We start from the raw sequence: 24,280 nt of genomic DNA on the forward strand, positions 1-24,280 counted from the left end.
GGCTACTTGTTTGCCAAAGCCCGCCTTACAGCTCCTGAACAGCCAGGCCTAACTGTTCTACCAGCGCGCGATTGTCGGCGCTGGTGACCACCGCAGTGCTGGCTTTTTCTGGCGCCAACCAAGCTGCAGCCACCCGTTTCAGGTCGTCAATTGTGGTCGCAAGAACGCGCTCGCGGAAACGTCCACGCTGCTCGGCGCTGCGGCCAAACAACGCACTGTGAAACGCATGGCGCGCTGCGCCGGCCGGCGAGTGGGGTTTGTCCAGCTGGCCGATCACGCCCAGAATAGACTCTTCCAAATCCTGATAGCTGTGATCGGTTTCAACCAACCACTCCAGAGCCTTGTCAAAATCCGCCAGGGTATCGGCCAGGCGCGGGTCGCGGTAAGAGAAAAACTTGAACGTACCGTTCACGCTGTCCTGCGCTGCACCGCCGCCGTAAGCACCGCCTTTTTCGCGAATGGCACGGTGTAAATAACCGTTACGCAAGAATCCGCCCAGCACCGTCAGCGCGGCCGCATCCGGGTGATCGATCGCCACCGTGGGATAGGCCTTGGCGCAGAAGTTCACCTGGGTTGACGTCAGCCAGGCTTCATTGGTGATGTAATTCACCGGCTCCATGCGCCACGGGGTATCTGGCGCAAACTCCGCGTTTTGCCACAGGCTTTTCACGTCGTCCAACATCGGCTGCAGTTGCTCGTCTTCACCAATCAACAGGAACTGGCGGCTTTGCTTACCCACCTTCTGATGCAAATCCGCCAGCTTTTGGCAAAACGCCTTCAGTTCGGACGGCTCTTTCAAGGATTTATCTAATGATTTGGTGCGGCGAATGGCTTCCAGCCCGCCCAGACGGAAACTCAACCAAGCGCCCGAGCTCATGCCCTGGGCCGCAGCGCTCATGGCCAAAGCATGACCACTGCCAGTAACGGCTTGCTCACGACGGGAACGAATCTGAGCAATAATTTCCGCAATACGGCCGGTTTCATCAAAACGGGCGTTGCTGTAAACGTCTTTCAGCAAACGCGCCAATGCGTCACTGTTGCGCGCCAGAGCCTTGCCGCTGAACACCAGATAGCCAGACATATCCTGCACGTCGTCAATCTTGCCCTTGCTGACAAAGCTGGCCGAAATGCCACCGGTCTCTGCGGAGATGCGGTCCTGCATCTGCAGGTAATCCAGCTCACCACAGCCCACTTCTGAAATCAGCGTGGTGTAATAAGGCATCAGCGCCAGCTCTTCTTCATTCAAAGACGGCAGTGGCAACACCACCTGTTGATAAACCAATCCGTTGGTACCGCGGGCATAGACCGTGGCCGACAGGTCACCATCAAAACGACCTTCTGGCTCCGGCATCTGCAGGGGCACATCGGTCAAATCCACTTTTGGCAGAATGGAATCGTCGTCTTTGCGGGTTTGGCGGCTTTCGAGGGCTTGGGCACGCTCAACGATCTGAGCTGTTTCTTCGTCGCTCAGCTTGGCCTTGCGCTGCGCCAGGGCCGCACGAATAGACTCGGTACGCAGGCCTTCCAGCTTGTCGTCTGGGCGCAGGGTCAAAGTTACGCGATGCGGGTTGTCCAGCAACTTGCGACGAATCAAGTTCGGCACAAACTGTGGGTCCTGAATTTTCTCCCGCAGACGAGCCAGAACCGGCTCCAGATCAAGCAGATCCACCGGGTCACCGCCGTGCACCATTGGCGAAATGGCGGACATAATCAGCTGCAGACCGTAGGGGAAACCGTCACCGGAAATTTCGCGCTGGTGCAATTCCAACTGGTGCAAAATCGCTTCCAATCGTTCACTGCTAACGCCGTCTTCAACAACCTTCTTCAGGGTGTCTTCAATCAGCTGCTCAAGCGCTTGTTGCTGCTCGGGCTCGCTGCCTTCTATACCGCACACGAACGTCATTTCACGGTTGGAATCTTCCAGCCCGCACAAAGGCGAAGGCGCCTGGCCCAGCTCGGTGGTCTCCAAAGCGCGCATCAGCGGTGACGCGCTGTTGTCCAGTAACACCGAAGACAACAGCTGGCCTTCCAGGTTTTCTTCCAAGTCAAAACTGTGGCCTAACAGCCAGCCCATCACAATGTGGGTCTTAGCCTCTGTTGGTTCGCCCTCGTTCACCGCATAAGCCTGCTCAACCCGCAGCGGCGCGAACATGCGCTTTTCATCGTAAACCGGCAGTTTTACATCCAGCTTGTCAAAACGCTTGAGCACCAGCTCTTCGAAGCGCTCCTGATGCTCAACGGCCGGAATATTGCCGTAGGTCGCAAAAATCGCGTTACTGGGGTGGTAATGATGCTTGTAGAACGCCAACAGGTCGTCATAGGACAAATCGGTAATGTGATCCGGCTCGCCACCGCTGTTGTAATGGTAGGTCGTGGTGGGAAACAGATGACTGGACAGATTCTGCCATAGTTGAGACGTGGCCGAACTCATAGCGCCCTTCATCTCGTTGTAAACCACACCGCGATAGACCAAATCGCTGGTCGGATCCTCCGGCTTGTCGAACTCCAGGCGGTGGCCTTCCTGGGCAAAATCCAGTTTATCCAGCTTGGAAAAAAACACCGAGTCCAGATACACGTCCAGCAGGTTGTCAAAATCCTTGCGGTTCATGCTGGCAAACGGGTACGCGGTCCAGTCGCTGCTGGTGAAGGCGTTCATAAAGGTATTCAGCGATCGGCGAATCATCATAAAGAACGGATCGCGTACCGGATAACGCTCGCTGCCGCACAGTGCGGTATGCTCGAGGATGTGAGCCACGCCGGATGAGTCCATCGGGAACGTGCGCAAAGCCACAAAGAACACGTTTTCGTCGTTATCTGCAGCCATGTGCAGGTGGCGCGCGCCCGTCTTGATATGGCGATATTCTTCAACATCCAGATTCAGGGTGCCGATGTGGTGGGAACGGATTTTTTCAAACGCCGGGTGCATTGCGTTATCAGATGTTGCAGCCATTCAAACTGTCCTGTTGTTGACTCTATAGTTGACTCGAGAGACGAATCGAGAGATGAACCAATTATGGGTTGCGCGGTAAAATCGTTACACGCTGACGCTGTTCCAAGGTGGTACGTTATGAACAGATACGATGTAAGAAGCGCAAAGGTACAGCGTAACACGGGTTATCCGTTATCATGCAGCACACCCGGTGCAACAAGGTTATTGCTATCACTATGAGCCCAATAGAAAATACCCTCGGCAACCCCGCAGACTCACAAACACCAAAACCGTCCCTGGCATTAAGCACCAGCCAGGCGCCTGGCGACCCAGTTCCGGCCCGTGAAGTCGCCGCTTACTGGGATGAGCGCAGACGCTACCTGAAAAGCATCCGCAAGACACCGGCTGTGCGCCATCACTACTGGCGAGCCATGACGGTTTATCTGTTGCGGCGGGTATTGTGGTCATTCGGGTTTTTTCCGGTGTTTTTCGCCTTCTGGATTCCGCTGGTGCTGGCCCAATTTAATCCGGTTGTACTGGCCAATGATATGATTGCGCTACTGCAGGACTTCATCGGCAGCAATCCGGAACTTCAAGCCAACACCCTCAGTACCTTGGTGATTGCCTGGGCGTCTATCGGCTGCTTCTTTTTGATCTTTGATTTTGTTCTGTCGCCGTTCCACTCGCCTTATGAATACGAAGCCGACGTCTACATGCGCGCCTGGGAGCACCAATACAGCACAGCCGACGCGGCACTCAGCACGTCGCCAAACACATCACCAAACACACCACCAAACGCACTTACCAGTAGCACGGCATCGAATAGCCTATTATCTAAAACACCCTCCAACACTGCGGAAGCTCCATGAATCACCTGTTTGTAGACAACCTCACCGTCATCGACTTCGCCTACCTGGACGCAACCCGCGGCTTAGTGGGTGAAAGCTGGATTGCCGATATTGTTCTGGGCGGCGAGCTGGACGAACAGGGCATGGTGTTCGATTTTTCACACGTCAAACGGGTGATCAAGCAGGTGATCGACGCCCAGGTAGACCACCGCCTGGTCGTACCAAAAGGCCACCCGGGATTGCTGCGGAATGACCAAACACCCCAGCACTTTGTATGGCCGCTCACCAACGGTGAACAGATCGCCCACACTGGCCCGGATGAAGCCGTGCTCTGGCTGGCAGGCGATACCGTCACCAAAGCGGCTGTTGCCACGCTGCTGGAACACGAACTGAAAGCCGTACTGCCAAAAAACGTGATCTCCGTAGACGTACACCTGCGCGAAGAAGTGCTTGAAGGGCCTTATTACCATTACGTGCACGGCCTGAAAAAGCACCTGGGCAACTGCCAGCGCATCGCCCACGGCCATCGCTCGCCCATTTGCATCCATCGCAACGAACAGCGAGACACAGCTCTGGAAGCGCTCTGGGCCAAACTCTGGAAAGACATCTACGTGGGCACCGAAGAAGACGTCAGCCGCCGCTTTGTAGACGACCATGGCACCGAATACATCCACTTCGAATACGAAGCCAACCAGGGCGAGTTCGCCTTAACCCTTCCCGCCAGCCGCGTGTACATGATGGACACAGACACCACGGTGGAACTGATCGCCGGGCACATCGCCGATCAGCTGAAGCAGGAGTTTCCTGAAGATTCGATTCGGGTGAGGGCCTATGAGGGTGTTGGGAAAGGGGGCATGGCGTCGCGATGAGCCAGTCAGGGACGGATTTGAAATCCGTCCCTTTGACCTTATATTACAGGCACAAAAAAACCACCCGAAGGTGGTTTTTTTGATGGCTTGCCGGTGGACTAAACCTGCAAGCCGTATTGGCGTCCCCTAGGGGGTTCGAACCCCTGTTGCCGCCGTGAAAGGGCGGAGTCCTAGGCCGCTAGACGAAGGGGACTAGAAAAAAATTGGTGGAGCCAGACGGGATCGAACCGTCGACCTCAACACTGCCAGTGTTGCGCTCTCCCAGCTGAGCTATGGCCCCCAACGGATGCGTATATTAAGGATCGACCCCTGGGCCGTCAACCCTTTTCTGTCACTTTTTTCAGGTCTGTCGAAATCCGCCGGCATCCCTGCCGCTCGCGTTTAATAATTAACCAGATAGCGCTTACCGATTGAACAGATTGATTATTCCGCACTCAACGCAGCGTATTCTTTCTCTACCTTTTTGGTTTCCTTCTTGGAAAAACCACCCAAAACTTCCAACCCATGGCGCAAACGCGCACGGGTCATGTCTGGCCCCAACTGTTCCATAGAGTCCATCACCGACCAGGAATTCGGCGTACCGGCAATCGCCACGAACACAGCGAACATAAAATCGCCCATTTTCAGGTCCATCGCCTTAGCCAGAAACTTCACATCGGCAAATATGTTGTCTTTACTCCAGTGGCGCTGAGCCTCCAGTTGCCACAACGTAAACTGCAGGACCCGCTTCACCTGCCCTTCTTCCAATTTATTGTGGGCGAAGCTCTCTGGCGTCAACGGCAACATGCCGCTGAACATAAACTGGGCCATGGGTGCCACATCCGAGAACACGTCGGCACGGCCCTTCACAAACGGCACCAGCGCCGCCAAATCGTTCTGATTGAACCACCATTGACTCATACGCTGCAGAAACTGCTCATCGCTGAGCTCTTCCCGCAGCCACAGGCCGTTCAGCCAGCGCAGTTTCTCGACATCAAACACCGGGCCACCCAGCGACACTCGCTGAATATCAAAATCACTGATCATCTCGTCCAGAGTGAACTTCTCGCGCTCATCCGGCATCGACCAGCCCATGCGGCCCAGGTAATTGGTCACCGCTTCCGGCAGAAAGCCCATACGCTCATAAAAATTGATGCTGGTAGGATTCTTGCGCTTCGACAGTTTGCTCTTGTCCGGGTTACGCAGCAGCGGCAAGTGACACAGCACCGGCATGTCCCAGCCGAAATACTCATACAGCAGCTTGTGCTTGGGCGCCGAGTTAATCCATTCCTCACCGCGCAGCACGTGGGTGATTTCCATCAGGTGGTCGTCCACCACGTTCGCCAAGTGGTACGTGGGCATGCCGTCAGACTTCAGCAAAATCTGGCAGTCTACTTGGGCCCAGTCGATCTCGATGATACCGCGCAGCATGTCGGCAATTTCGCACACGCCATCATCGGGCACTTTCATGCGAATGACATAGGGGTCGCCCGCTTCCCGGCGACGATGCACCTCTTCCTGTGACAGCTCTAGATTGCCCTTAATGCCCGGGTTCAGCCCCGCGGCCTTGCGCTCTTCACGAATCACATCCAGCTCTTCCGGCGTACGAAAGCAATAGAACGCGTGGCCGGCCGTAACCAGGTCTTCAGCGTACTGGGCGTAAGAATCCTTGCGCTCCGATTGGCGATAAGGGCCGTGGGGGCCGCCCACATCGGGGCCTTCATCCCAGTTCAAACCAAGCCAGCGCAGCGCAGTCAAAATTTCCTGTTCGGATTCCGGTGTACTGCGGGCCTGGTCGGTGTCTTCAATGCGCAAAATAAACTGGCCACCGTGCTGGCGCGCGAAACACAGGTTGAACAAGGCCACGTAAGCGGTGCCAACGTGCGGATCGCCAGTGGGCGACGGGGCAATTCGAGTACGGACTAAAGTCATGAATGGTTCCTGAAATAAATTCCCGAGAATAGCCTGGGAATAAGAGCATTAGAGAATAAAGTGAGAGCCTGAAAGACTGGAAAGTGGCCGTTAATCGTCAATTAGTCCTTCATTATAACGACCAAACCGGCAAACCGCATTGCCACCAACGCTTTCGCTTAAGACTGCATTTGCGCCGCACCTCGTTAATGTAATATTATAACATTCTTAAAGCACTCGGCGGCCACCGCCGCCTACCCTGATAAATCTGAATGGAACACCAAGCCATGAACACCCAACTGCGCCTGCCCCATGCCGTTTTTATGACCGGCCTGATAACACTCGCCGCTGCCCTACCCGCAGCCGCCGACACACAGATAGTCACATCCATCAAACCGCTGGAACTACTGGTACGCGCCGTGGCCACCGATGACGTCACTGTTACCAGCCTCGTCGCCCCGGGCGGCAGCCCGCACAACTACACCCTGCGCCCGTCCCAGCGCCGCGCTCTGGAGCAGGCCGACGCCATCTTCTGGGTAGGGCCAGAGGTGGAAAGCTTCCTTACCCGCCTACTGGCCAATAACGAATTCAGCGGCAGAACCCATCAACTGATGGGCCAAACTGACAACCGTAACGAAGAAGCCCCCCACGCCGACGATGATCAAAGCCGTGAGCACAATGACCATCAACAACACCAGGCTGACGAAGAAAAACACAATGATCACAGTGACGAAGAAAACCACAATGGTCACAGTGACGAAGACGAACACAATAATCACACTGGCAAAAAAGAAGAACACAGCGACCACGGCGACGAGCACACCCAGCCCAATGATGAACACAATCACGACCACGGCACGGGTGACGACCCACACATTTGGGTAGACCCACAACAGGCCCTTGAAATGGCCCACGCCATTGCACAAACACTGTCAAAGCTGGACAGCACCAACGCCCAGGCCATTCAGCAAAATCTGGAAGCGTTTGAACAACGCCTGAATGCCCGCGAAGCCAGCATCCGCGAGCAACTCGAACCGCTGCAAAACCGGACACTGTTCTCCTACCACAGCGCCTTCACCCGCTTCGCCGAACACTACGGCCTGCAACTGCAAGGCGTACTCACACTGAACCCGGCACTCAGCCCCGGCGCCAAGCACATCGCCGAAGTACAAAACCAGCTACAACAGGCCGGCAGCGCCTGCCTGCTCACCGAACCCCAATTCAACACTCAATGGTGGACAAGCATTACAGAGGGCCTAGACATCACCTTCAGCACCTGGGACCCACTGGCCACCGACATACCCGCAACGCCCGAAGGCTATGAGCAGTTCCAACAAAGCATCGCCGATGCCGTGCTGAACTGCCGCTAGTGAGGGGGGCCAGGGGACGGATTTCAAATCCGTCCCCTCTTTGGCTTTCGTCCTTCGGGACAGATTTCAAATCTGTCCCGAAAGTAAGCTTTATGAGAAACTGCTCCCCCAAAAAGGAGCTTCAGCCATGCCCGAGCACAGCCCATCACCCAATCACCACCCCGCCACCCGCATCATTCACAACCGGCGCCATCGGGACCAGCAAGGCAGCCCTTACTCGCCGATTTACAACACCACCACCTACCGCTTCGACACCGCCGCCGAACAGCTGGCCGTGGTAAAAGGTGAAAACGACGGCAACCTGTACACCCGCTGGGGCACCAATCCCACCATTAAAGAGTTGGAACAAGGTCTGGCGCAGCTGGAATCAGCGCAAGCCGGATTAGCGTTTGCCTCCGGCATGGCGGCCATCTCTGCCACCCTGTTTGCCCATGGCCGCAACGGCATAGTGTGCGCAGGCGACCTGTACGGCGGCACCCAAGAACTGCTGGTGAATCATTTTGAACCCCTGGGCATTGCCGTCATATTTCTGCTGAACCAACAGCTGGATGAGCTGGAACAGCATCTGACCAAACCCGGTATGCTGGTGTACTGCGAAACCCCAGCCAACCCAACCATGGCCATACTCGACATCGCCGACCTGGCCCGCCGCGCCCACGCCAAGGGCGCCTTATTGGCCGTTGATAACACCTTCGCCAGCCCCATCAACCAGCGCCCGCTGGAACTTGGCGCGGACCTGGTCATGCACAGCGCCACAAAATACCTGGCCGGCCACAGCGACTTAACCGCCGGCGCCTTTATGTCCAGCGCAGAACTCGCCAAACCCGTCGTCGCCTGGCGTAAAAGCCTGGGCCAGATACTGGCACCGGAAATCGCCGCGCTTCTGTCGCGCAGCCTACGAACCCTGCACGTACGAGTCCGCCAGCACAACGAAAACGCCATGGCCGTCGCCATCGCCATGGAAAAACACCCGAAAGTCAGCCGCGTACTCTACCCCGGCCTGCCAGATTTCCCCGGCCACCAACTCGCCAAACAACAAATGCACGGTTTCGGAGGCATGCTTAGTATTGATATTGTAGGCGGCGGCAAAGCCGCAGAATGTGTGGAAGACCACCTGCAAATCTTCCTGCTGGCCACCAGCCTGGGTGGCGTAGAGAGCTTGGTCAGCCAGCCAATCGCCACCAGCCACTACCGCCTGACACCCGAAGACCGAGCACAAAGGGGAATCAGTGATGGCTTACTGCGATTGTCGGTGGGGCTTGAAGATGCGGGGGATTTGATTGCAGATTTGGAGCAGGCGCTGGATAGCCCGGCGGACTAGCTGGGTTCTAAGCTGTCTTGTTTGGTGCTCACAACCCACCTTTCCGGTCACTATTTTGGTTTTAAGCTAGATAACGGAGCAACAAAGACAAAATAGTGATTTTGAGGGGTGAAAAAAACACAATACTGACCATAAATTGTTAAATGACTTTTAAATCAGTTTGTTGACGGAAACCGAGACTTAAAAACCTTAAGCAGCGATCGTCACTGGGTGCAGGTTTACCCGCGCAGCCATCGATACCAAAGCATCAATAGAGAACACGCTGACATGGCCTCTGGCAACATCACCAATTCTTGAGCGCTGCACACCCATTAAATCCGCTGCTTGCTGTTGAGTTAAGCCATGCGAGGCAATGTAATTACGAATGCAATCCAGCAGCGCCGCCTTAACCTTCAGCACTTCCGCTGCCGCAGCGTCCTCTTCGATAGCATCGAATACCGAGCCCTTAGTGATTTCAATTGTCATGACAACCTCTCTTTCGCTTCGCGATAACGTTCAACAATTACATCTTTATCGCTCAGGTCGGTCTAACTTGACCCGACCCATACAACATCGTTGAGCATAGATTTCCTATTACTTTTGACTTCACAAATTTAAAGTACAATATTTTGTACACAAGGGCAAGCGGCTCGATTTAAGCACCTGATCGGAATGGCAGTAATTAATTACATGTCGAAAATAAAGCCAGCCGCGTTGTAATGCATCACTTAGCAAGTGATCACCCTCGAACTCACCGGCCGCCTGACACCCGAAGACCGGGCACAAAGGGGCATCTCTGACGGCTTATTGCGATTGTCGGTAGGATTGGAACACGCGGAGAATCTGATGGCGGATTTAGAGCAGGCACTGAATGCACTAGTTCAATGATTCCGGACACCAACGTAGGTGGCAATATCGTCATGAAGTACATGGAGTTAGCCCATTTTATCTATCCTAAGAGCCATCGATTAATCAGAAATATGAAGAATACTTGCACAGCCCAACAAAACGCCCACAAAAAAAACTGTCGTTGGCAAAGCGAGCCATTGCTAGCTTATAAAAAGCCTGTAAATAGGGCCCGGCAGATCTGCCACGCATCCCGTTGATATTTATAACTATACCTGACTTTTTTAGGCCATCTGATTTTCGACAACCCGCCAGAGTAAGCGGGCTGAAGTTAGTGAGCTACGTAAAAAATGCAAAAACTCCAGTACTGCTTTATGTAGCCTCTATTAACGTGTATATTTTGTAACGTTAAATTATTTTAGGGTCAAGCAGTCCGTGTCGTGTGTCCGCGTTAAAAACCTTAGTAATGTCGGCAAGTTAGATTGCAGTAGAGATAAAACCAAAAACTATAGGGACTTAGAAAATGAGTGTGATTGAACAGGATGGTAACGCATCATTATTGCTCATCGATGGTGTATATAAGATCTCTACGAATTCAGATTTGCTCACCCTAAAGCGGAGTGATGGTTCGGAATATGGTGAAAGTAACTTTTATAGTTACACCCATGTCGAGCCTTCGGGGGATGGCTACGTGGCCGTTCTGGAATTTGCCGATGGTCGCATCGACCTGCGCTGGTTTGATGGAATGGGCACGCTGCAGACCTACACCGATGCGGATACCGTTGAAAGCTACGTCGAGCGCGAAGCCGAAATCGGCATTGACCTCAATGGCGATGGCGTTCTGTCTGGGTCGGGAGTCAACGAAGGTGTCGTAAAGCAGATTGATGGGGCATCGCTTCAATGGACGGCGTCAGGTTATACGGTAACCATTAATGGTGTGACAACGTCTGTTCTGGATGGCAGTGGAAGCCAGGTCGTGCTTTCTGACACGTTTGAAATGGTTAACCTGGTTCGTCAGGATTCGGGCTCCGATAAAACTGAGTACCTGGCGATTGGCCGCGATGCCGTTTCTGGCGACTATCAGGTGTTCATTTATGACCAGTTTGCCAGCCAGATAGAACTTATTGGCCCGCTACCGGAAAGTGTGCTTCAGGCTTATGAAATCCTGGACGGCATCGATTTCAATGCTGATGGCCTTATTGGCCGAGGCCTTGATGCGCGCGAAGGAGTTACCTCGGATTTATCAGGTCATTGGGGTAACGAAGGCGCAATTTATGGAACCGCTGGCGCAGACGACATTGTGATTCCGGATGTTCTGCCGGAAGGTACCAACAGCTCAAACTCCGGGGTAGATATTTTCGGGGGCGCTGGTGATGACATCATTGTGGGTGGTAACGGTGAGAACTATTTCATCGGTGGTGCGGGTGATGACACCTTGATGGGCCAGGAAGATTCTGACAGTAATCAGGACCAGGAAGCCTATTACGATGCGCGAGGTAATGGCGCAACCCAGGCACCGGATATTCGCACTGAACAGAACGGCGATGTGGTGATCTTTGATGATACAGGCGATCTCTACCGACTGAATCTGACCGGCAGCGACTTCAACTGGGTTGAAGATCTCTCCCTTGCCGATGGTCTCGATGAAGGGCGCGACACCCTGGTAAATGTCGACGTTGTTTTCGTTTTGAACGGCCAGGGTGAGTTTGGTATTACGTATAACCAGGAAACCGGTGAGTACTTCTACAAGTCGCCCCACGAGTTGTTTGTAGAGGTTGAGGACGAAGACTGGGGCAAAGAGGCCGAAGTTGCTGGCACCACGGCCAGTGAAATCATTGACGTCGAAACCATTCCTCAGTTAGCGGACTTCACCGAGAGCAACTGGATTGATGTTGAAGGCGGAAATGGCGACGATACTCTGTTTGGCCATGCTGGTGGTAATTACATGGAAGGGGGCCGCGGCGACGACACTCTGGATGGTCGCGGGGGCTATGATACCGCTGCGTTCAGCCTTTTCGACCTCGAGAATTATACTCCGTTTCTGAATTTCGAAGACCTTGGTGATGGCAAGCTGACCATTACCAAGGATGGAACAGCAGTCATGACCGTTGAGTTGAATGCCGATGGCACGGGAACAGTGACGGATCTTCGCCCCGGCACCGAAAACCTCGGTACTGATACCTTGATAGGGATTCAGGTTGTTAAAATTGAAGGTACTGTGGATTGGCTTAAGATCTCGATCACAGATGAAGGAGGCTATCAGGTATCCGGCACCACGATTGCGGAAATAAGCACAGCGCCCGAAAATGGTTATATGGATGGTACGCAGTCTGCCGACACTTTAATTGTAAGCGAAGAGAATGGCTTCGATCCGCAGGTATTTGACGAAAACTCCGACATCTGGCTCTGGGGCGGTGGCGGAGACGACACGCTGGTGGGGCATGTTGGCAGCAATTGGTTTGAGGGCGGTGCTGGCGATGACTTTATTGACGGTGTGGCGGATTCACAATGGGATTCAGCCTATTACGGTTCAGCCACTCCTTCTGCGTTCGATCAATTTTGGGATGCCGAAGGTAGCACTTATGTCTTTGATTACAGGATTGAAGATAACGGCTCCATCACTGTCTTCGTTAACAATCAGGACCTTTACAACCTGAGCCTTGAAGGCGTGGGTTGGGTAAATGATTTGTGGGCTGCTGACGGTGATAATGGCCGGGATACCGTTGTTAATGTGAACCATGTCAGTATTGATGGTCCCTTTGGGGCGCAAATGCAAGTCGAGTTTGATGCTGAGCGGGGCTACGACGTTTGGGGAAGCAATGTTCCCAGTGATATTTACGCAGAATCAGATGATTTTGGCTTTGACGCAGTGTTTGGCACAAACGATGCTGACTTTATCAATGTTGCTGACTTCGCAGCGGATATCGATGTTTCCGATACGTCAACCGTTTGGGTTGAGGGCAGAGGTGGTGACGATTGGCTCGTGGGTCACGCTGGCGCCAATTATTTATTCGGGGGTGCTGGTAACGACATGATGGATGGCGCCGGTGGTGACGACACTGCCGTGTACCAAACTCGATACTACGATGGCCCGGTTACGGCCCCAGAAGTTAATGTCTTTGTAAACGGTTCGACGGTAACGATCGGAACGACTTTCTATGGGGATCTTTACAACATCATTCTAAACGATGTGATTTCTTTGGATGGTGTTGGCGACAATCCGCAGGAAGCCTCGGATGCACTAACGGCCGGTAATGCTGTGAGCTCTGCATTTGAATCCAATTACGACGTTGATACGTTCGCCGTTGCGGTTGATGCGGGGCAGACCTACGTTATTCGTGGTCAGGGTGACGATTCAACTGGCCAGGGAGCTGATCCTATTGTTAGAGGCATTACGGGCGAGTTTGATGGTTACGTCGGTGACTGGTTCAACAAGGTTGATAATGCAGGTGAGTATATTGAGTTTACTCCGAACGTTACGGGTACGGTCTATGTAAGCGTGGAAAGCTATTTTGCGATGACAGGTGACTATACGCTGGAGGTATTGCCACAGGGTGTGGCAGCGCCCGCGAAAACTGTCGAGGTGCCGCGGGACTACATCTCTGCCGTAACCGTCCAGGACGTTGGTTATGACGATATCTGGGAGGGCACTGACGCGGTGATCAATACCGAGTTCTTTGAGTTCAGTATCGATAACGGCTCTGGTGAAGCGAATGTTTCCATTGATCGGACCGACACTGGCTATGACATCATGGTGAATGGTGCCAAACAAGACGACGTCATGTTCGCGTAACACCCCTTAACAACCTTCGGGTTGTGTCAACAACGACCCCGGCTATCATGCCGGGGTCGTTTTTTCTGCTTTTCTTCTGGATTCCTATGCAAGACAAAAACCAGGTCAACCTGATTCGGGAAGTGTTTGCGCTGTGTAAACGTTCGTTCTGGTTTGTGGTGGTGTTCAGTTTTTGTATTAACCTGCTGATGATTGTGCCCGCCATTTATATGTTGCAGGTGTACGACAGGGTTATTACCAGTGGCAGCTACAACACTTTATTGGTGCTGACACTGATTATGGCCTTTTTGATGATTTCCATGGGTGGCCTGGAGTGGGTTCGCTCCCGGGTGTTGATTCACCTGGGTGAGCGTATTGATGCTTTGTTGGCTACCCGGCTGTTCAACGCCGGTTTTGTGAACAAGCTGCGGGCGGCGCCGAACAGTGGCTCCCAAGGCCTGCAGGATCTGTTCGGTTTGAAGAATTTCATCACCGGCAATGGCCTGTTCGCGTTTCTGGACTTTCCCTGGTTGCCGGTGTACCTCGCCATCATGTTTGTGTTTCACCCCCTTTATGGCTGGATGGGGGTGGGAGCAGCACTGGTGTTGCTGGCACTGGCATTCACTAACGAGTACCTCACCAACCCGCTGTTGCAGGATGCCAGCAAAAAATCGGTTGGCGTGCATCAGCTGCTTACCCGCAATTTCCAGAATGCTGAGGCAGTGCATGCCATGGGCATGCTGGGCAGCGTGCGCGGTAAATGGCAGCCCATGCATCAGGAAGTTCAGGCGTTGCAGGCGCAAGCCAGCAAGCGCTCGGCGGCGTTAACCAGTGCTTCCCGGAATCTTCGTATGCTGGTGCAGTCGCTGATTCTGGGGCTGGGTGGTTACTTGGTGCTGGAGCAGCAGATTTCACCCGGGGTGATGATTGCCGGTTCTATTTTGTTGGGCCGTGCGCTGTCGCCGATTGACCAACTGATTGGTGCTTGGCGGGGATTCAGTGCGGCGCGCAGTCAGTACCAGCGGGTTACCGATTTGCTGAACGAAGTGCCAGAACAGCCGCCCCGCATGAATTTGCCGGAACCGGTTGGCAAACTGGCGTTTGAGCAGGCGTTTGTGGTGCCGCCGGGCTCGGAAGTGCCGGTGTTGAAAAACCTGTCGTTTGCGATTAATGCCGGTGAGGTGGTGGCGGTGATTGGCCCCAGTGCCTCTGGCAAATCCAGCCTGGCCCGTGCGGCGCTGGGAGTATGGCCTGCCGCCAAAGGGTGTGTACGGCTCGACAGCGCCGATATAACCCAGTGGGACCGGGAGCAGCTTGGCCCGTTTGTGGGTTATGTACCGCAGGATGTTGAGCTGTTTGATGGTTTCGTGAAAGACAACATTGCCCGCTTTGGCGATGTAGATGCCGATGCCGTGGTGGAGGCCGCCAAACTGGCGGGTGTGCATGAGCTGATTCTGCGTTTGCCCCAGGGCTACGATACGGTAATCGGCCAGAGCGGCGGCGTGCTGTCTGGTGGCCAACGCCAGCGTATTGCGCTAGCTCGGGCTTTGTACAAATTCCCTAAACTGGTGGTACTGGATGAACCTAATTCCAATCTGGACGATGCCGGTGAACGGGATCTGGCGCGGGCGATTGCTGAACTCAAACGCAGGGGTATTACCGTGCTGGTGATTACTCACCGGATGTCGCTGGTAAGTGCGGTCGATAAAATATTGGTGTTGGTGGACGGCCAGGTTCGTGATTTTGATGAGCGTGCCAAGGTGCTGGAAGCCATGAACCAGGCCGCCAGGCCGGCACCGGTGCCGGTGCGCAAGATTGCCCGTAATCCGGTTCCGGGAGCTTCACAATAATGGCCGGGCCATCGTTGAGTAGTTTTAGTGGTAAGGGCTCGGCTGGCACAGCGGCCGGTGCTTCTGGTGATCGCCGGGTGTTGTTGTTTGGGTCGGCCATTGTGGTGCTAGTGTTTTTGGTGTTTGGTGTGTGGTCGGCTTTGGCCCCTTTAGAGTCTGCGGCGATGGCGCAAGGCATTGTGAAGGTAGAGGGCAATCGCAAGCGGGTTCAGCACTACGAAGGCGGTATTGTTGAAACCATTCTGGTGCAAGAGGGGCAGTCTGTTCAGCAAGCGGATTTGTTGATGCGCCTGGACGACACCCAGGCCCGGGCTGAGCGGCAGATTCTGACCGGTCAGCTGATGGCCGCGAAGGCAGAAGACGCGCGGTTTATGGCGGAGTTGACCGGTGCAGATGAGCCAGAGTTCGCGGATATTCTGCAGCAGGATGGCCGCGGGGCCGAAGCCCGGAAAGCGTCCTATGAGCTTTTTGTGGCTCGGCGTGAGGCTCGTCTGGGGGAGGTGGCGATGCTGGAGCAGCAGATCGAGCAGTTGAAACTGCAGGCTCAGGGGCTGCAGGAGATGATTGGGGCCAAAACCCGCATGGTGACGTCTTACAATGAAGAAATTGCTCAGTACGATGCGCTTTTTGCCAAGGGGCTTTCCAATAACCTTCGGATTCGTGAGCTGCAACGCCAGCGTGATGAGTACATGGGTGAAATTGCCGAACACAAATCCGAAATAGCCAGCACCAATGTGCGGGTAACCGAAGCAGGGCTGAAGATTATTCAGGTTGAGCGCAACGCTAAAACCGAAGCAGCCAATGAGCTTTCAGGCATCAAATCCGAGATTTATGACCTGGAAGAGCGTTTGTATGTGGTGGAGGACCGTATTCGTAAAGCGGACGTTCGGGCGCCGGTGGATGGCATGGTGATGGGGCTTGCGGTGCACACGATAGGTGGGGTAATTCGTCAGGGCGATGTGCTGATGGAAGTGGTGCCTAGTGATGCCAAACTGGTGATGGAAGCCAGGATTGCTCCTTCGGATATTGATTCGGTAGCGCTGGGTATGCTGGCTGACCTGCGTTTCCCCGGCTTCAATACGGCGAACACGCCGATCGTGCAGGGTCAGCTGGTTGATCTTTCAGCCGACAGCTTCGTGAATGAAGAAGATGGCAGCGCCTATTATATTGGCAAGCTGGTGGCAGACCCGAAATCGTTGGAACAGCAGCTGGGTAAGTTCCGGTTGGTGCCGGGCATGCCGGTTGAAGTAGTCATCAAAACCGGTTCCCGAACGTTGTTCCAATACCTGATGAAGCCAGCGCTGAATGTGCTGAACACGTCGTTACTTGAACATTGATAAAGGGCTGCAATGATCCGGTTGAGTGCGGCCCCCCTAAAAATGGGGGAATTACCCTGGCAACTATGGATGCATCACTCAGCAATCATCACCCTCGAACTCACCGCCGCCGCCAGCACCTGCTTAAACGCCACCTTGGCGTCATCATCCCCATGCACAATTCGAATTTCCATGGGTGCCTCAGGAATACCTAACACAAAATTCAGCAAGTCACTCTGCCCAGCATGGGCTGAATAACCACCAACCTGATGAATACGGGCGCAGATGGGGTAACGTTTATCATCAAGCTCCACCCAGCCAGCCTGATCCGGAGTTCGCACACCCGCGTTGCTGCCGTATTTTAAAATATCCCGACCTGGTGTGCCCGCGGCTTGATAGCCCACAAACAACACATCATTACGGGCGTCGCCCAGCATCGCTTTCAGATAGTTCACCACCCGGCCACCAGCGCACATACCTGAACCCGCCAACACCACCGCCGGGCGCTTGAAACTGGCCAAATACTCAACCGCCTCAAGATGACTCGCATGACTGTTAATCAGCGTAAGCTGGTCGAAACCCAGCGGGTGCCGGCCTTGGCTCAGCACTTCCTGAGCTTCCGCATCCCACATGGGTTTTAACTGGCGATAAATACGGGTGAACTCTGCCGCCAAGGGCGAATCCACCACAATTTCCAGATCTTGCCACTGCACACCCGGCGCCACAGGCTCAGCGCCGAATTCATGAATCAAGCTTTCAATTTCGTACAGCAAATCCTGAGTTCGGCCAATACTGAACGCCGGTACAATGACCGTACCGCCGTCGGCCAGCGCGCTCTGCAACACCTGTTTTAACCGCAAACGTCGTGTAGTGCGATCTTCGTGATCTTTATCGCCGTAGGTGCTCTCAATCACCAACCGATCAGCTCGTTCCGGCGACACCGGTGCCGTCAGCAACGGCGCGTAGGAAGCACCTAAATCACCACTGAAGACTATGCGCTCATTAACCAGCTCGCCCTGTTCCCCTACACGCTCGCCTTCGCCTTCTCCACCGTGCGCTCCCTCTTGCCCTACTGCGGTAACATCACATTCCACATAGGCCGAGCCCAAAATGTGACCTGCCGGCTGAAAACGAACATCCAAAGAACCACCGGATTCGTCATCCGCCACAAACACCGAATGCCATTGCCCATAAGGCACCGGAACCAGGCGATCGCGAATTAATCCCAGCACCCTCTCAATGAGCGCCCTATCCCGGGTGAAGCCAATTTTCAGGGCGTCTTCCAGAATCTCAGGCAACATAATGGCTGAAGCCTCAGTGCAGATAATCGGGCCTTCAAACCCCGCCGCCAGCAAATACGGAATACGGCCAACGTGGTCTATGTGCACGTGGGTAACCACCAGCGCACAAATGTGATCAAGGGGGAAATCAATAGAAAGGTCAGCGACCGACGACTTGCCAGCAGCGTCTGCGCCCTGGAACAGGCCGCAGTCAATCAGGATACCCGCCGCAGGATGCGACGAACCAGGCGGAGTAATGCTTAGCTCGTGACAAGAGCCAGTAACGCCAGAAACGGCGCCGTGATGGGATATATTGATCATAACAACCTCCTTGTTGCTAAAAAGTGAACCAACTCCTGAACGTTAGACGTCAACCTACAGGGGACAACTCACTTTTCATTTCCAGCCCTCGACACAGCTTCGAAATCTGTGTCGAGGGTTCTGGGTATGACCGGCTGCGGATTCAGATTCCACACCAAATCCCCAACGCCCTCATTAGGCGCAAAACCCGTCGGCGCCGCTTTAAGAATAGACAGCACTTCCTCACAATCAAACGCATGGCTGGCGTGTTGCAGTTGTTTCACCGTATCCGCTACCTCTGGCCAGGACATACACACTTCACGGGCCATCATGATCCGTGGATGGGCGGTGCCTTGGGGATCGTCACCTATCAACAGCTCTTCAAATAATTTCTCACCGGGGCGCAGGCCACTGAACACCAGCTCTATTTCGCCATCTGGCTGTTCGGCGGTTCTTTCGCGGCGGCCCATCAAATGCATCATTTTACGAGCCAAATCGGCAATTTTGACCGGCTCGCCCATGTCCAGCACAAACACCTCACCACCCTGGCCCATACTACCGGCCTGCAACACCAGCTGACTGGCTTCGGGGATGGTCATGAAATAGCGAATAATGTCCGGATGGGTAACCGTAACCGGGCCACCGCTGCTGATCTGATCCCGGAACAAAGGCACCACAGACCCAGACGAGCCCAGCACGTTACCAAAACGCACCATAGAGAAAACCGTGTCGCTCTGGCGCTGCGCCAGCCCCTGCAACACCAACTCCGCCATGCGCTTACTGGCGCCCATCACGTTGGTGGGCCTTACCGCTTTATCAGTAGAAATCAGCACAAACAACTCAACACCCGCCGCAACTGCCGCCTCGGCTGTGTGCAACGTGCCAAACACGTTGTTCTGCACACCTTCAATCACATTGTGCTCTACCAGCGGCACATGCTTGTAAGCCGCCGCGTGGTAAACCGTTTGCACCCCAAACGAGCGCATCACCGTTTCACAGCGGCGACGATGCACCACACTGCCCAACAGCGGGTGTACACACACATTCAAACCTTCCGCAGCGTTAATCTGCTGAAGCTCGCGCTCGATGGCGTATAACGCAAATTCGGACTGTTCAAACAGCACCAGACATTTTGGCTGGTGGCTGATAATCTGCCGGCACAATTCGGAACCAATCGAACCACCGGCACCGGTCACCATCACCGAACGCCCAAACAGCGACGACGCTACCTGGGCGTTGTCTGACCGCACCGGATCGCGCCCCAGCAAGTCTTCAATTTCAAGATCGCGAATATCGTTAATGCGCGCCTGGCCGGCAATCACTTCACTGAACGACGGAACGGTTTGTACCGGCAAATTCAACTTTTCCAGCTGCGTTAACAATTCACGACGATTGACATCTATATCCGCATCCACCGCCAACAACAGGCGCTGAACGCCGTGGCTTCGCACCGCCTCTTCCAAATGGCTCAACGCAAACGCCGGCAAACCCACAACCAGGGTTTTATGATTGGCCGGTATCAAGCTGATGAACATGACAGGGTGATGCTCATCACCCTGTTGCAGAGCTTTAGCCAGCTGCACAGCGGTTTTACCAGCGCCCACAATGGCTACGCGCTCTTTGTCGCGCCCAGACGAGTATTGAACCAGCATGCGCATGCTCATGCGGCTACCGCCAACAAAAATGAACGCCAGCGCGGCGTAAATCAGCGGAACAGAACGGGGGACAAACACATTCAAACCGTAGCTAAGCACCACCAGCAACAAAGCAGAAGCGGCAACGCCGGTGATGATGGTTATGAAGGCCCGGTCACTCATGTAACGAATAACCGCGCGGTATAAGCCAAGGCGAACAAAAACGCCCAGCGTAAACACCACCGTAAGCAGCGAAATCAGCGCCTGGTCCTTATTTGGCTGCCACAGACCCACATCCAGGCGAAGGGCAAAAGAAGCCCAAAGCGCAAAAGAAAGCGCGACAAAATCCACCGTTAAGGAAATTACGCGCTTTTTAAGACGGGACAATTTAAGGAATGCGTTAAACATGGTCATTCACGGCTTGCTTCATGACTGACGTTAACACGCGACACGTTTTCTCGATTTCATCCGCTGTCAAAGTTGGATGCACCAAAAACATCAGGCTGGTCTCTCCGAGCTCGCGGGCAACAGATAAAGGCACTTCGGGGCGCCAACCGGTATTGTCGAACGCCTTTTCGAGATAAACCTCCGAGCAGGAACCAGAAAAGCAGGGAACGCTTGCTTCTACAATAGCATTGATAATCCGATCTCGGTTCCAGCCTCCAGCCAATCTGCCAGACTCGACAAACACATAGCACTTATAAGCCGCGTGCTCTACATCCTGCGGAACTTGGGGAACCCGCAATCCGGGCAAACGGCTGGCCGTTTGCCAAATTACTTTCGCATTCGCTTGTCGGGTGCTGCGCCAATCGTCCATTCGTTTAAGTTGGATGCGGCCCAGAACACCCTGTATTTCGGTCATTCGCCAATTCGTGCCAAAGCTTTCATGCAGCCAACGAAACCCTGGTGCGTGTTCGCGCTCATAGATGGCGTTCCAGCTTTTACCGTGATCCTTAAACGACCACATCCGCGACCACAGATCCCGATCTTGGCAAGTCACTATGCCCCCCTCACCCCCGGTGGTCATAATCTTGTCCTGGCAAAACGACCAACACCCCACATCACCTATGGAGCCCACAGCACGCCCCTTATACTCAGCTCCATGAGCCTGAGCGCAATCCTCAATCACGAACAAACCGCGCTCTTTAGCCAGGGCCATCATCGGATCCATGTCGCAGGGCCAGCCGGCCAAGTGCACACAAATCACTGCGCGGGTGCGCTCAGTGAGCACCGCGCGCACGGTTTCCGCTGTAATATTCTGGGAATCCGCATCCACCTCTGCAAATACGGGTACCGCACCGGCCGTTACAATACTGGAGACAGAGGCCAAAAAGGTGCGCGGCGTAACCACTACCTCATCACCGGGGCCAATGCCCAATCCCTTCAGGGCCAAATCCAGCGCGAGAGTGCCGTTGGCCAGCGCAATAGCGTATTTGGAGTCGGCAAACTCGGCAAACTCAAGCTCAAACTCACGGCATTGCTGGCCGGTCCAGTAATTGACCTTATTGGACAGCAGAACATCGGAAACAGCGCGGGCCTCTTCTTCGGTGAAGGAGGGCCAGGGGGAGAAAGGTCCGTTTAGCATGGTTACTCTGTTTTGTGTCGGGTTTGAATGGAGTGGGTATTCTAATCTCGGGACTCAAAAACCTTCGCCGGGTTACCAACCACTGTCACACCAGGTGGCACATCCTTGGTCACAACAGCTCCCATACCAACAATTGCACCTCTACCAATCACCAACGGCTTATCAGGCGAGCCTTGCTTAATAACTGCGCCAGTACCGATATAGGCATGATCTTCGATAACAACGTTGCCGTTGCAACGCACAGCGGGAGCGAACGTTACATAATCGCCAATAACACAATCATGGGCAACATAACTGTAGATGTTTGCGTGAAAGTACTTGCCAATTCGAATGTTGGACGTAAGCTGCGTAAAATGGCAGAGAATCGCGCCTTCGCCGATTGAAACCTCATCTAATACCACCGCATTTTCAGCCACCAAAGTAAGCGCCGGAATACTATCGGCCGCACACCTCAGAGCCAGCTTTTCCCTTATCACACTGTTAGCGATTGCGAAAACAACCTGCTTTTCCGAAGCCTCGTCAGCCAAAAACTGCTGATAACCAAGAATTCTGTATCCGTTCATCGAAAGGCCAATATCGCCATCATCAATAAACACAAATTCCGCGTTAACCGCCTTTAATTGCTCTCGCACCAAAGGTAAAACCTCCCGCCCGAAACCACTTGCGCCATATATACCTATAAGAGTTCTAGCCATATCAATCAGCTTCCTTTTGATCACTTCCGGTAAATCTGGACATAGTAACCTCGCCCTCACCACTAATTCCATCTCGAACCAATACCTTCTTAACCGTCAGCAGCAGAATTTTCAAATCTAGCCAAAATGAGCGGTTATCGACATACCAAACATCCAGCTTGAACTTCTCCTCCCAAGAAATCGCATTACGGCCGTTAACCTGTGCCCAGCCGGTCACGCCCGGGCGAACGTCGTGGCGACGATACTGTTCATTTGAATACAGTGGCAGGTATTCCATCAACAATGGGCGCGGGCCCACAAGGCTCAGCTCGCCTGTCAAAACGTTCCAGAGTCCGGGCAGCTCGTCCAGACTACTGGAACGCAGGAACTGACCGAATGGAGTCATCCGTTCTGAATCCGGTAAAGGACTACCTTGGGAGTCCAACACATCCAGCATGGTGCGGAGCTTAATCATCTGGAAGGGTTTGCCATGCAGGCCGGGGCGAGTTTGGCGGAAGAACACTGGAGAGCCAAGCTTGTGCTTTACCTGCCAGGCTACGATCAGAATAACCGGGGCCAGGATTAGCAAACCAAAAGCGGCAGCGAAAGCATCAAACAGCCTTTTTAACATAAGTACTTAACCCTTGGTATACGGCTCAAAAAAACACAATATCCTGCAATCTTTGTGCAAAATAAGAAATCTGAAGCCGCTCTCTAATCTCATCCACAACAGTGAAACTCTCGCCCTCTCTCTGCTCAAGCAAAAAAAAGCAGTTAACCAAGGCATCGTGATCTGCATCACACACCACTCCAACCTTAAGCTTCTGTACCCACCGGGCTACGCTGGTTTGCGCTCCGCAAACAGCTATTACACCAGAACCAGATAGCGCATAGCCGGAGGATTTACTGGGAAAGGCGTATTTGGTTACTTCATCATCAATCGGCAGCAGCGCCCAGCGGTGATTGTTAACAAGTTCGGCGGCCTCTGTTGCGGGGATGAAACCGAGGTAGTCCACTTGTTCGTGTGCATCAGCCAGAGCCTTCACATCCTGAGCGTATACACCACCTCCGGCAAAAGTAAACCAAAGGTTGCCACCCTTCTGCAAATACTCGCGTATTGCCGTCATCAACAGCGGAATCCGCTGAAGGCGGCCAGCATTTCCACAAAACACGATATCTTTGGTGCGTTGCGCCATGGGCACTGGAGTAACTTCGAACGAGGGATTGTCCAATAAATAAATAGGACTACGGGTATCGCTGCGCTGCTGGATATACGCCTTCATATCCTCAGAGAGAGTGATGATGACCTTGGCGTGGCGCAGGGTGTAGTTGTCAATGCCTTTAAGCATTCGCAACACCAAACCGTTCAACGGCACCACAATGTTGGCGGCCTCCGGGTGAATATCCTGCAAGTGGTAAACATAATTGGCGTTGAACAACCGACAATACACCGCCACGATGAAGGGCACCACCACAGGGGGATTGGTGGAGACGTACACATTGGCAGGCTTTGCCCGAACAAGACTGATGAACGTCCACAGCATGAAGAACACCGCTTCTGCCATACGCTTGATCAACCCACTGGCAGATGTGGTGTAGGCTTTGCAGACGCGAACTTGTACCCCCTGCCCTCTGCCTTTGCTGGCCAGAAGCTCCCCCAAATCACCCTCTTCCTGAGTGATCACACATACAGAATGTTGTTTCGCGGCCAACTCGGCAAACTGCAGCAGACCTTCACCAATCACTTGGCTTTTAGGCCAGAAACTGCGATTCACAATTGCGATATCCGTTTTTTTAGGTCCCATGTTAACGCTACT

General features: G+C 53.8%; 16 protein-coding genes, 2 tRNA genes and 1 pseudogene. 8 read left to right on the forward strand and 11 right to left on the reverse strand.

The genetic code is table 11. The annotated features are described in order from the left end of the window. Window positions 1-25 precede the first annotated feature (25 nt). Window positions 26-2,950, reverse strand: coding sequence for an insulinase family protein (locus tag MRBBS_RS11910; RefSeq protein WP_014871768.1), 2,925 nt, complete (start codon window positions 2,948-2,950; stop codon window positions 26-28). A 215-nt stretch (window positions 2,951-3,165) separates the two neighbouring features. Here MRBBS_RS11910 and MRBBS_RS11915 point away from each other — a divergent pair, with 215 nt between their 5' ends. Beyond that, window positions 3,166-3,798, forward strand: a complete 633-nt coding sequence (locus MRBBS_RS11915; RefSeq protein WP_227497511.1) for a hypothetical protein — start codon at window positions 3,166-3,168, stop codon at window positions 3,796-3,798. After that, window positions 3,795-4,646 (forward strand): 6-carboxytetrahydropterin synthase, encoded by an 852-nt coding sequence (locus MRBBS_RS11920; protein WP_014871770.1) that lies wholly within the window; start codon window positions 3,795-3,797, stop codon window positions 4,644-4,646. The genes MRBBS_RS11915 and MRBBS_RS11920 overlap by 4 nt, the downstream gene beginning before the upstream one ends. A gap of 117 nt (window positions 4,647-4,763) precedes the next feature. Here MRBBS_RS11920 and MRBBS_RS11925 read toward each other — a convergent pair. The 3 genes from MRBBS_RS11925 to gltX all read right to left on the reverse strand — a co-directional run bounded on the left by MRBBS_RS11925 (window position 4,764) and on the right by gltX (window position 6,557). Next, a tRNA-Glu gene (locus MRBBS_RS11925) sits at window positions 4,764-4,839 on the reverse strand. Between the two features lie 11 nt (window positions 4,840-4,850). Continuing rightward, window positions 4,851-4,926: transfer RNA gene (locus MRBBS_RS11930), tRNA-Ala, on the reverse strand. A gap of 143 nt (window positions 4,927-5,069) precedes the next feature. Beyond that, window positions 5,070-6,557 (reverse strand): glutamate--tRNA ligase, encoded by a 1,488-nt coding sequence (gene gltX, locus MRBBS_RS11935; protein WP_014871771.1) that lies wholly within the window; start codon window positions 6,555-6,557, stop codon window positions 5,070-5,072. Window positions 6,558-6,823: 266 nt separating this feature from the next. Between gltX and MRBBS_RS11940 the strand changes: the two genes are divergently transcribed. Both MRBBS_RS11940 and MRBBS_RS11945 read left to right on the forward strand, forming a co-directional pair. Further along, a complete protein-coding gene (locus MRBBS_RS11940) occupies window positions 6,824-7,906 on the forward strand; it encodes a zinc ABC transporter substrate-binding protein (RefSeq protein ID WP_014871772.1) in 1,083 nt (360 codons plus the stop codon). Window positions 7,907-8,033: 127 nt separating this feature from the next. After that, a complete protein-coding gene (locus MRBBS_RS11945; protein ID WP_014871773.1) occupies window positions 8,034-9,227 on the forward strand; it encodes a trans-sulfuration enzyme family protein in 1,194 nt (397 codons plus the stop codon). 189 nt (window positions 9,228-9,416) lie between these two features. On the opposite strand, the gene MRBBS_RS11950 is transcribed toward MRBBS_RS11945, so the two are convergent. Next, on the reverse strand, window positions 9,417-9,692 hold the full coding sequence (locus tag MRBBS_RS11950; protein WP_014871774.1) for a helix-turn-helix domain-containing protein: 276 nt from the start codon (window positions 9,690-9,692) through the stop codon (window positions 9,417-9,419). Between the two features lie 279 nt (window positions 9,693-9,971). On the opposite strand from MRBBS_RS11950, the pseudogene MRBBS_RS19065 reads away from it, so the two are divergent. From MRBBS_RS19065 to MRBBS_RS11965, 4 genes and pseudogenes are all read left to right on the forward strand, one after another. Then, window positions 9,972-10,094 (forward strand): annotated as a pseudogene (locus MRBBS_RS19065) (PLP-dependent transferase); the annotation flags it as partial. A 481-nt stretch (window positions 10,095-10,575) separates the two neighbouring features. Beyond that, window positions 10,576-13,845, forward strand: a complete 3,270-nt coding sequence (locus MRBBS_RS11955) for a hypothetical protein (RefSeq protein WP_014871777.1) — start codon at window positions 10,576-10,578, stop codon at window positions 13,843-13,845. 86 nt (window positions 13,846-13,931) lie between these two features. Next, window positions 13,932-15,674, forward strand: coding sequence for a type I secretion system permease/ATPase (locus MRBBS_RS11960; protein WP_014871778.1), 1,743 nt, complete (start codon window positions 13,932-13,934; stop codon window positions 15,672-15,674). Continuing rightward, window positions 15,674-17,011, forward strand: a complete 1,338-nt coding sequence (locus MRBBS_RS11965) for an HlyD family type I secretion periplasmic adaptor subunit (RefSeq protein ID WP_014871779.1) — start codon at window positions 15,674-15,676, stop codon at window positions 17,009-17,011. The genes MRBBS_RS11960 and MRBBS_RS11965 overlap by 1 nt, the downstream gene beginning before the upstream one ends. A gap of 74 nt (window positions 17,012-17,085) precedes the next feature. Here the strand turns inward: MRBBS_RS11965 and MRBBS_RS11970 are convergent, their stop codons facing one another. From MRBBS_RS11970 to MRBBS_RS11995, 6 genes are all read right to left on the reverse strand, one after another. Continuing rightward, window positions 17,086-18,591 (reverse strand): MBL fold metallo-hydrolase RNA specificity domain-containing protein, encoded by a 1,506-nt coding sequence (locus tag MRBBS_RS11970; protein WP_014871780.1) that lies wholly within the window; start codon window positions 18,589-18,591, stop codon window positions 17,086-17,088. 68 nt (window positions 18,592-18,659) lie between these two features. After that, a complete protein-coding gene (locus tag MRBBS_RS11975; RefSeq protein ID WP_041635616.1) occupies window positions 18,660-20,612 on the reverse strand; it encodes a polysaccharide biosynthesis protein in 1,953 nt (650 codons plus the stop codon). Continuing rightward, window positions 20,605-21,789: a DegT/DnrJ/EryC1/StrS family aminotransferase gene (locus MRBBS_RS11980; RefSeq protein WP_041635276.1), complete on the reverse strand. Its 1,185-nt coding sequence runs from the start codon at window positions 21,787-21,789 to the stop codon at window positions 20,605-20,607. The genes MRBBS_RS11975 and MRBBS_RS11980 overlap by 8 nt, the downstream gene beginning before the upstream one ends. Before the next feature lie 41 nt (window positions 21,790-21,830). Then, window positions 21,831-22,484: an acetyltransferase gene (locus tag MRBBS_RS11985; protein ID WP_014871784.1), complete on the reverse strand. Its 654-nt coding sequence runs from the start codon at window positions 22,482-22,484 to the stop codon at window positions 21,831-21,833. Between the two features lies 1 nt (window position 22,485). Further along, window positions 22,486-23,094, reverse strand: coding sequence for a sugar transferase (locus MRBBS_RS11990; RefSeq protein WP_014871785.1), 609 nt, complete (start codon window positions 23,092-23,094; stop codon window positions 22,486-22,488). 25 nt (window positions 23,095-23,119) lie between these two features. Further along, window positions 23,120-24,268: a glycosyltransferase gene (locus tag MRBBS_RS11995; RefSeq protein WP_014871786.1), complete on the reverse strand. Its 1,149-nt coding sequence runs from the start codon at window positions 24,266-24,268 to the stop codon at window positions 23,120-23,122. Between the last annotated feature and the right edge of the window lie 12 nt (window positions 24,269-24,280).

Origin of the sequence: Marinobacter sp. BSs20148 (assembly GCF_000283275.1) — a bacterium.
GTDB classification, from domain to species: Bacteria; Pseudomonadota; Gammaproteobacteria; order Pseudomonadales; family Oleiphilaceae; genus Marinobacter; species Marinobacter psychrophilus.